This window comes from Mesorhizobium waitakense (assembly GCF_056431085.1).
Genome location: NZ_JBWKME010000116.1, coordinates 21,585 through 29,054 on the forward strand (window position 1 = coordinate 21,585; position 7,470 = coordinate 29,054).

The 7,470-nt window shown below is 56.6% G+C and carries 9 protein-coding genes; 2 read left to right on the forward strand and 7 right to left on the reverse strand.

From position 1 onward, the window contains the following. Positions 1 to 13: 13 nt before the first annotated feature. From AC07FD_RS25050 to AC07FD_RS25065, 4 genes are read right to left on the reverse strand one after another with little or no spacing between them, the layout of a single operon-like run. Positions 14 to 736 (reverse strand): DUF6602 domain-containing protein, encoded by a 723-nt coding sequence (locus tag AC07FD_RS25050; protein WP_478352019.1) that lies wholly within the window; start codon positions 734 to 736, stop codon positions 14 to 16. Beyond that, a complete protein-coding gene (locus AC07FD_RS25055; RefSeq protein ID WP_478352020.1) occupies positions 733 to 1,674 on the reverse strand; it encodes an AAA family ATPase in 942 nt (313 codons plus the stop codon). Before AC07FD_RS25055 ends, AC07FD_RS25050 begins: the two co-directional genes overlap by 4 nt. Continuing rightward, positions 1,674 to 2,183, reverse strand: a complete 510-nt coding sequence (locus tag AC07FD_RS25060; protein WP_478352021.1) for an HORMA-1 domain-containing protein — start codon at positions 2,181 to 2,183, stop codon at positions 1,674 to 1,676. Before AC07FD_RS25060 ends, AC07FD_RS25055 begins: the two co-directional genes overlap by 1 nt. A 4-nt stretch (positions 2,184 to 2,187) precedes the next feature. Next, complete coding sequence (locus tag AC07FD_RS25065) at positions 2,188 to 3,153, reverse strand: CBASS oligonucleotide cyclase (protein ID WP_478352022.1); 966 nt, start codon at positions 3,151 to 3,153, stop codon at positions 2,188 to 2,190. A gap of 98 nt (positions 3,154 to 3,251) precedes the next feature. Here AC07FD_RS25065 and AC07FD_RS25070 point away from each other — a divergent pair, with 98 nt between their 5' ends. Next, positions 3,252 to 3,602 carry a helix-turn-helix domain-containing protein gene (locus AC07FD_RS25070; protein WP_478352023.1) on the forward strand — a complete coding sequence of 117 codons (351 nt, stop codon included), beginning with the start codon at positions 3,252 to 3,254 and terminating at the stop codon, positions 3,600 to 3,602. 3 nt (positions 3,603 to 3,605) lie between these two features. Beyond that, entirely contained in the window at positions 3,606 to 4,487 is an 882-nt protein-coding gene (locus AC07FD_RS25075; RefSeq protein WP_478352024.1) for an ImmA/IrrE family metallo-endopeptidase, read from the forward strand. A 268-nt stretch (positions 4,488 to 4,755) separates the two neighbouring features. Here the strand turns inward: AC07FD_RS25075 and AC07FD_RS25080 are convergent, their stop codons facing one another. From AC07FD_RS25080 to AC07FD_RS25090, 3 genes are read right to left on the reverse strand one after another with little or no spacing between them, the layout of a single operon-like run. After that, a complete protein-coding gene (locus AC07FD_RS25080) occupies positions 4,756 to 5,406 on the reverse strand; it encodes a hypothetical protein (protein WP_478352025.1) in 651 nt (216 codons plus the stop codon). A gap of 49 nt (positions 5,407 to 5,455) precedes the next feature. Beyond that, positions 5,456 to 5,836, reverse strand: a complete 381-nt coding sequence (locus AC07FD_RS25085) for a DUF4403 family protein (RefSeq protein ID WP_478352026.1) — start codon at positions 5,834 to 5,836, stop codon at positions 5,456 to 5,458. Continuing rightward, positions 5,760 to 7,124, reverse strand: coding sequence for a DUF4403 family protein (locus AC07FD_RS25090; protein WP_478352027.1), 1,365 nt, complete (start codon positions 7,122 to 7,124; stop codon positions 5,760 to 5,762). The genes AC07FD_RS25085 and AC07FD_RS25090 overlap by 77 nt, the downstream gene beginning before the upstream one ends. Between the last annotated feature and the right edge of the window lie 346 nt (positions 7,125 to 7,470).

Consider the following 7,470-nt stretch of genomic DNA (forward strand, 5'->3'; position numbering starts at 1 on the left):
TTCCTAAGACGCCCTACTTGCCGAGCCACTCGGCATAGGCGCGGATGTCGATCATAGGCACCGTGCCGCTGAATTGCAGTTCGGCTATCAGATCAAACAGAAACGCGGTTGCCGGCCTGTTGGCCAAGATTGTCTGATAGTGGCCGCTAGCCACGTCAAATTTGAAATTCCCGTGCGCGGCTACACAACCCATATTTAATCGCCTCTGGTCTATGCCCTTGTCCAACGCGGTATGAAGGGCGTTCCCGAGCGGTGGCGTCCAATCGCTGTCGAACGTCAGAAGTCCCCCAATAATGGGAATTGGGGGTTTTGCTCCGTACACGCCACCGGCATGGGGTATCGGCAAGCTTGTACGATGAAGTTTGCGCACGGATTCAACCTTCGACTGCGCGTAGTCCACCTGCTCGGCATTGATCGCTTGTTTGGCCTCGAAGACGGCATAGACACTTTCGGCCGGCACGATCTTTTGACCTTCAAAATTGAAGATGAATGGCGAGTATTGCCGGTCAAAAATCACGACATCGATCTGATCGCTGAAGTTGTCCAGGCTATCGACCACGAATGCCGTTTCAGCCTGGTAACGCTGGGGAAGATAGGTCTGAAGGAGCGTCAGCCAGACCGCTTCACTCGCGTTGCCTTTTGCAACTGAATGGCCGAACACACTACGGCTGGTTTCCAGCTTCCGCTGCATTTCATTGTGCAGGCCCTCTAGCAGCCTCGGCAGGGACCAGCTCATGACGTAGCCCCCTCTTGAAACGGCGCTGTGGCGGTCATGTGGACTGCAATCTCGATCGCGCGAGCCGGTTTGATGGCGCTACGCGGGTATGCGTCGAGTACGATCGCGGGTAGCAGACGCTGAACAATGTCAGAGAAAGTGAAGCCATGCGGGTTCGCTTTTCCTTCGCCGGTTGCAATGACCATTTTCTCGATATCTGCTGTGGAAAAGCCAAGCTCGGAAAGCGCCGACGATAGCAGGAATCGACGTTGTTCCGAGTTCGGCCGGGCGAACGACAGAATGTCCGCCGCACGTCGCTTGATCGCCGGATCCAATGCGCTCAATCTGTTGGTGCACATGATGACGGCTGCCGGGAGGGCCGCATTCGCAATCCGGTCAATGCCACGGATGAAGGCATTCACCCCGGCCCGGTCTTCGTGGTGCATCTGAGCGTCTTCGCGGGACTGTGCGAGGGCGTCTGCTTCATCAACCAGCAGAATGATGCCGCCCCGCGCGCGCCCATTGGCGCCTTTCAGCTTCGATGCTTCCGAGATCGCGTAGTCGAATGCCGAGGTGATCAGCTGCGTCATCTCACCGACCCGCCCCTGTCCGCGCGCCGAAAGGCTCAGCGGCAGCAAGGTGATTTCGATATCCTCCTGACGCGCCACAGCGTCCCCGATAGTCTCCGCCAGCTCGGTCTTTCCGGAGCCGACATCGCCGGCGAGCACCACCAAAGGCGGACGCCGCAGAACTGTGGTCAACAGCGTTTTCATCTGCGGGTGGTGTTGTTTCGCCCATGCTTCCAGACCGGCCGGATTGACCAGGAGCGAAAGCACCTTGGTCAGGCGCGATATTTGATCGTCGAGCCCGACAAGGCGCGCCAGCCGATCACGGGCGGCAAAGTCAGGGTAGGTTGTTCGACGTTCAAAAACGCCTTCCGTCATGGTCATGGCGTTCATCAGAGTGTCCTTACTGTTGATCGGTTCAAGGCACGGCCACCTGCTGAATAGACGTGGTCGGTACTGAAATATCCCGAGACACCCGGCTGCTCGGCTCCTCCCCTTATAAAAGGAAGTCCCAACGCCTCCCGCTCAGATGTCGCGAGGGCAAAGTATGCACTCGTATAGGTCATATACGAGTAGAAGGAGGCATTCGCGATGTTGGCACCCGGTCTGACTTTGCCCGGATCGTCGTCGACGCCACCTACCCCGGTCAACTCTTGCGCCGTGTAGCGGAGGGTTGGTTCGATCCAGGCGTCGCCTCGCTTGAAGCCGTAGGTGATCGTTTCGATGAGTTTCTTTTTCAGCATGACCACGAGCTCTTGCTCAAACTCGGTGATGCTCGAATCCGAAGGCACACCATAGAAGCGCTGCATGCGCTTAAGGTCGGTAGCCACCTTTGCCGAGATGTGTTGGGCATGGGTGACCGTGAACGTCGTAGTGTCGGTATAGGTGAAACTCTGGGTCATGGGATCATACCTGAAAAGCCGAGCCAAAAACTTTTTGCCAGTAATAGACGGTATCACCCTTGGTCGGCGCCGCTCGCGCCGCATCGATTGCGTCGCCTGCGTCTAACGCCGCCTCGACGATCGCGCCCACATTCTGGGCTGTGTAGAGCCGACTGACGTTGTTTGTCGCGTTTACAGGATCGATGATTTGCATCGGCTCGGAGAAACTACCGGCCGTTGTCGGCTTATAATAATCCGAAAAAACAATTTTCTCTTTTAAGTTGCTGGTCGCAATGTAGGTAAAGAACGCCTGTAGTGCCTCCGGATAGTTGGAGAAATCGGCCCCCTTATCCTGCAGATGCGCGAGAATCATCTCGACCATGAACGACTTGAAGCGAAAGCCGTCACGTTCGCGTTTCATGACCCGGGTCCAGAATTTCGCAAGCCTCACCACCTGGGCGAAATGCGTCTGCTGCGCGGTTTTCCGCTTGCGCGCAAACTCAAGATGGAGAGGGATACTCGTCTTCAGGAAGGACCCGTCGTCCTGGCTCACAAGGTTGCCATACCATTGCAAGTCGCCATCGTAGAGTATCGGAACCACGTCGACATCGAGACCCGAACCGCGGAAGGAGACAGTGACACTATATGTCTGTGGCTGGACCTGATCTGGACTGAAATTCGGAAAAGCCTTACGAAGCCGCTCAGCAAGGTACTGGAGCAAGGCCTGAACATCTTTCGGCACATTTGCCCCACTGATGTAACAGGCCACGTCGATGTCGTTCAGAGAACGCAATGCGGTGCCTTTGGCGAGACTGCCCGACAGCATCATCTTGCGAAGGGTGAAATCCGGATGCTCAGCAAGGTAGCCCTCGACCTTTTCCCGGAGCCGCCGCGCCTGCGCACGATACTCGTCCGCCTGCTCCTTGGGCAGGTTCACTTTCTCAGCCGCAAAGCGGGCGATATCGGCATGGGAAACATGGAGCAGGCTCATTTTGACTTCTTTCTTCCCTTGTCGATTCAGACATGAGATACATGTCTACATATAAGCGCCCTTGTTCGGGTCGTCAAGTTCAACATGGCGGAGTCGACATGACCGACAATCCTCTTCCATCAGCACTCTTTCAGCAAAGGCTACGCCGCGCGCGTGATATCCGTGGCTGGAGCCAGAGCGACCTTGCCACCCATGCGGGTATGCCGCCCAGTTCGATCGCCCATTTTGAAACCGGCACACGCAAGCCCTCGTTCGATACCCTACGGCGACTTGCGAATGCGCTGGATATGACGACCGACTTTCTCCTTGGCAGAGTTGACGAGCCTGGTTTGGCTGAGGCGGGCGATCCGCTTTTCAGAGATGTTGGGAAGCTGACCGGCAATGACAGGGAGATCGCGCGCGACTTTCTGAAGCTACTGGCCGAGCGCAACGCCAGGAAAGGCGAATAGCAGGTGAGCCGATTCCGCCTCCTGCTTGCGAGACAAGAAGCAGAGCGGTTTCTGGCCGAGGAAGGCATCACGTCGTTGCCTGTCGATCCCTTTGCGATAGCGGCGAGCCGCGACATTATCGTTCAGGAAAAGCCCCCGGAGGCCGAAGGGGTGTCAGGAATGCTACACCGCTTTGGGGACACCTTCGGCATTATCTACGCCACGAATATCGCATCGAAGGGATTTCAGCGGTTTTCAGTCAGCCATGAACTTGGCCACTACTTCCTGCCGGGGCACCTCGACCACGTGCTGCCGGCGAACGGCGTGCATATCTCAAGAGCGGGTTTTGTGACTGAAAACTCTTATGAGCTCGAAGCCGATCATTTTGCGGCGGGGCTCCTTATGCCAACCGTACCGTTCAGGACCGCGATGAAGGGCCAGGAACCGTCGCTCGCGCTTGTTCGAGAAATGGCAGAACTTTGCGAGACCTCGCTGACTGCGACGGCAATTCGCGTGGCGGAATTGAGTGACGCGGCCGTCGCGGTGATCCTCAGTACCGGTAGGACTGTAGACTACTGCTACCGATCGGAGGCGATGAAATCGCTCCCAAAGCTCGATTGGATCCACAAAGGGTCTTCCGTGCCCTCCGGGACGGCGGCCTTCCAACTGGCCGCCGATCCAAGACGCGTCCTTGCGGGGGACATAATAAGCGGTGAAATCGATATCCGAGACTGGTTCGGGGGTTCCCAGACAGTATGGGTTTCCGAGGAAGCTATTGGACTTGGAAGCTATGGGAAGGTGTTGACTGTCCTTAGCTCGACCACAATCGGCGACCCGGATGACATCACCGAAGAGGATGAAGAACGCGACCTTGTCGAGAGCTGGACGCCTAGGTTTCGGCGGTAGCAGTCACTCACCCGGCGCCCGAAGGCTCCTCAACAGCCAAATCGACACCGAAATGCTTTTCCGCCAACCAAAGCAGGCAATAGCACATAATTCGTTTGAGGCCGATGAAGGTCGGTGCCATGTGAAGGGCTCGCGCGAAGACCGTATCGCTGGTTCTTCTGGTCGGCCGTGCCCATTCGAGAATTGGCGGCGGATGACCGAAGAAGAAGTTTGTGGATCGTCCTCCCTAGCTGAGGCTCGGCAGCAGCGCGTGGACTTGCTGCCACGCTTACTTGCGGCGGGTCGTAATTGGTGGGAGCTGCCGCCGTTGATCCGTCGCCACAGCACGCCAGTGCATCGCGAGCGCAACAATGCCCGCGAGGGTTAGCGCGCCAAAGATTGTTGGCTCAAGGCCCGGCAGCACCGTCGCATTGCCGATACACGGATCGGCCAGCTCCTTGTGAAAATCAGTGCAGATACGTGCGGGATCGTTCAGCGTCCGGAGCTGCGACCAATCCCACACGCTGGCGCCTGGGTCCTTCTTGCCGTCGTTCAGCATTACCGTCGCGGAGAGAAACGTACACCAGAAATAGACCAGCGCGATCGCGGGTAGCAGAGAGAAGACTACAATCATCGCGCCTTGATAGACGCGGCCCTCACGCGAGCCCGTGTCGATTGCGTCGAAGCCGACAACGGGTATCCGTTCATGCCATTGCGAGCCACCGCGCAGGGCATAGACGCGTCCAACGAGTGAGGTTAGGGCGAGCAAAATCGAACAAATCGGGATTGCGATCATTACTGCAGGCACCCTCGCCTTCATGACCAGCTTTGCACCGAATATCTCTTCCCCGCCTTGCGCTACCACCCAGGAATTCAGGGCGTAATACAGAAGCAGCGCACTGATCACGAACCAAACCTTGCTAAGTTGCGATTGCGTCATTTGCGCCTCTTGTTCGCTATGGGTGGCCCCGGCTCGTTCGGCAGACGGGCTACTGACCTACTAGATCAGCTGATAGCGCCATATCGAAATTCATTTTGAGTCGGGCACTGGCAATCAGGTCTTTTGGCCCGACAGTGATATCCAGAAGTTCAATCGACGGCGTGTCAGCGGAAATCTTCAATCCCGGAACGTTGGTATTGTGAACGGCCTTCAAAATCTCATCGGATGCGTCGTTGATCTGCTTGTTGAGATCGACTTTCGCATGAGCCTCTAAATCTGCGAGGATCTGGGTTTCGAATAGGGATTGTGCCGCCTTCCAGAAGGCGTTGTCCAGGACGGTCGCGAAATGCAATTCATTGATCGAGATCGCTGTTCCAGTTTTCTCGACGCGGGGTCGCCCTGAGAGGTAAACCCAGCCAGTCGTATTCAAGTACTCCCCCGGGCAGCTTCGCCTGTACCTTCAAGCCAACCACGACGGAGCCGGCGCTAGGATAGAGGTCAACGTCGTCGACCTTCACATCGACGGCGCCTGCCGGCGTCTGCTGCTGGAAATCGCGCCCCTTAAGGTTCTTTGACAGCTCGTCTAACAGCAATCCATAGGGAGCAGTTACTTGTAGCGTGACATCGGCTTGACTTCGATCGGCTGATGTTTTGCCCAAAGGCGGCAGAGACAGGGACTGTGTGGGAACTGGCTCTGCTGCAAGACTGGTCTTTGCCGCGACACGCACGGTCATCTTCATGCCTTGCGCTTCACCGACCAGGCCCGAAAAGCTCGCCGCTGTGGGGACGATGTTGAGATAGACGGGCGTGCTGTCCCGTCGATCGATCTTGATCGAAAAGGCGTGCCATTGGGCCTCCACCTTTGACCGAAGCGCATCACAGGGCAGAGCTTTGGAAATGGCATCCTGTATCTTGGCACGGTGGTCATTGATCTGGCCGTTCAACACGTCGGCCAGTCCCAGATTGATTGGCCCTGCGCAAACTTGGGGATGCCCCAGGTTTCCAAAATCAAAGCCGAGGCAGTTTTTGCCAACGACTTCAACCGAAGCACTGCTCACCCATCTGCCGGTTGGGGTTCCCGAGAGCACGGGGCACCACTTATCGTTCATATCGAGCTGCAGATCGACGCCGGGGACCAGCCGAGCCTCGAAGTTCTTTCCCGAAAGCGAAAGCAATCTGGCTAGGTCGCCGCCGACCCCGGCCTGACCGCTGACAAACAGCGGCTGTTCGACGTGAACGCCATTGCCCGCCTGGGTCACGACAAGAGGGCCATCAGTTTTGATATCAGCATGCCAATGATAGTCGGCGCATTGGTTCGTAGTGCCAATGCTCGGAGCGGTAATGTCTGGCACTTCAGCACAAACGCGGACACCGATCCATTTGCATTCGGTATGATGTCCGACGTATCCGGGATTAATATGAGGAATACCGACACATCCAATTTGACCATCTCCTTGCACTGGAACGGATTGCGGTATCTTCGATTGTGCTGCTTGCACTAACGTCTCGTACGGGATTTGTGCCACCAGCGTGAGAGCGCTGTCCGAAACGGGTGCCGGCGGCACATCGGCAGTGCCCCCATGGGGTGGCGCCTGGAACAGATTTTTTTCGCAGCCCGAAACGCTAAGCGAAATGACAAGGACCGGAACGAACCGGCGAGCGGCGGCGGCAAAGTGAGCGACACGCAACTTCGTGTCCGGTCTGATACGCGCTGTCATGGACGTCTCCCCCAAGAGTGCTTTGCACCTGCTGAAGCGGCGTGTCACCGCTTTGTGATCTCTACGTGATCGAATGATCTTCAGGTCCCCATGCGGAAGCCGGCGTCGAAGCTCCTGCTGCCAAAAGACAGCGGAAAAAGCGATCCCGCGCGAGGAACTTAGTTGAGAACTCTATTCTTTACATTGACCACACATTACTCTTTATTGCATAGTGATGTAAGAGGAGGCTGTAACTTTTTAAGACATTGACTGAGCAGTATCGCGGGTCGAAAGGCCTTTGCGTGGAAAGTTGTTAGCCGCTTAAACATTCCGCCGCTTGAGCGTTTGTCGTATGAAGTCGAATCTC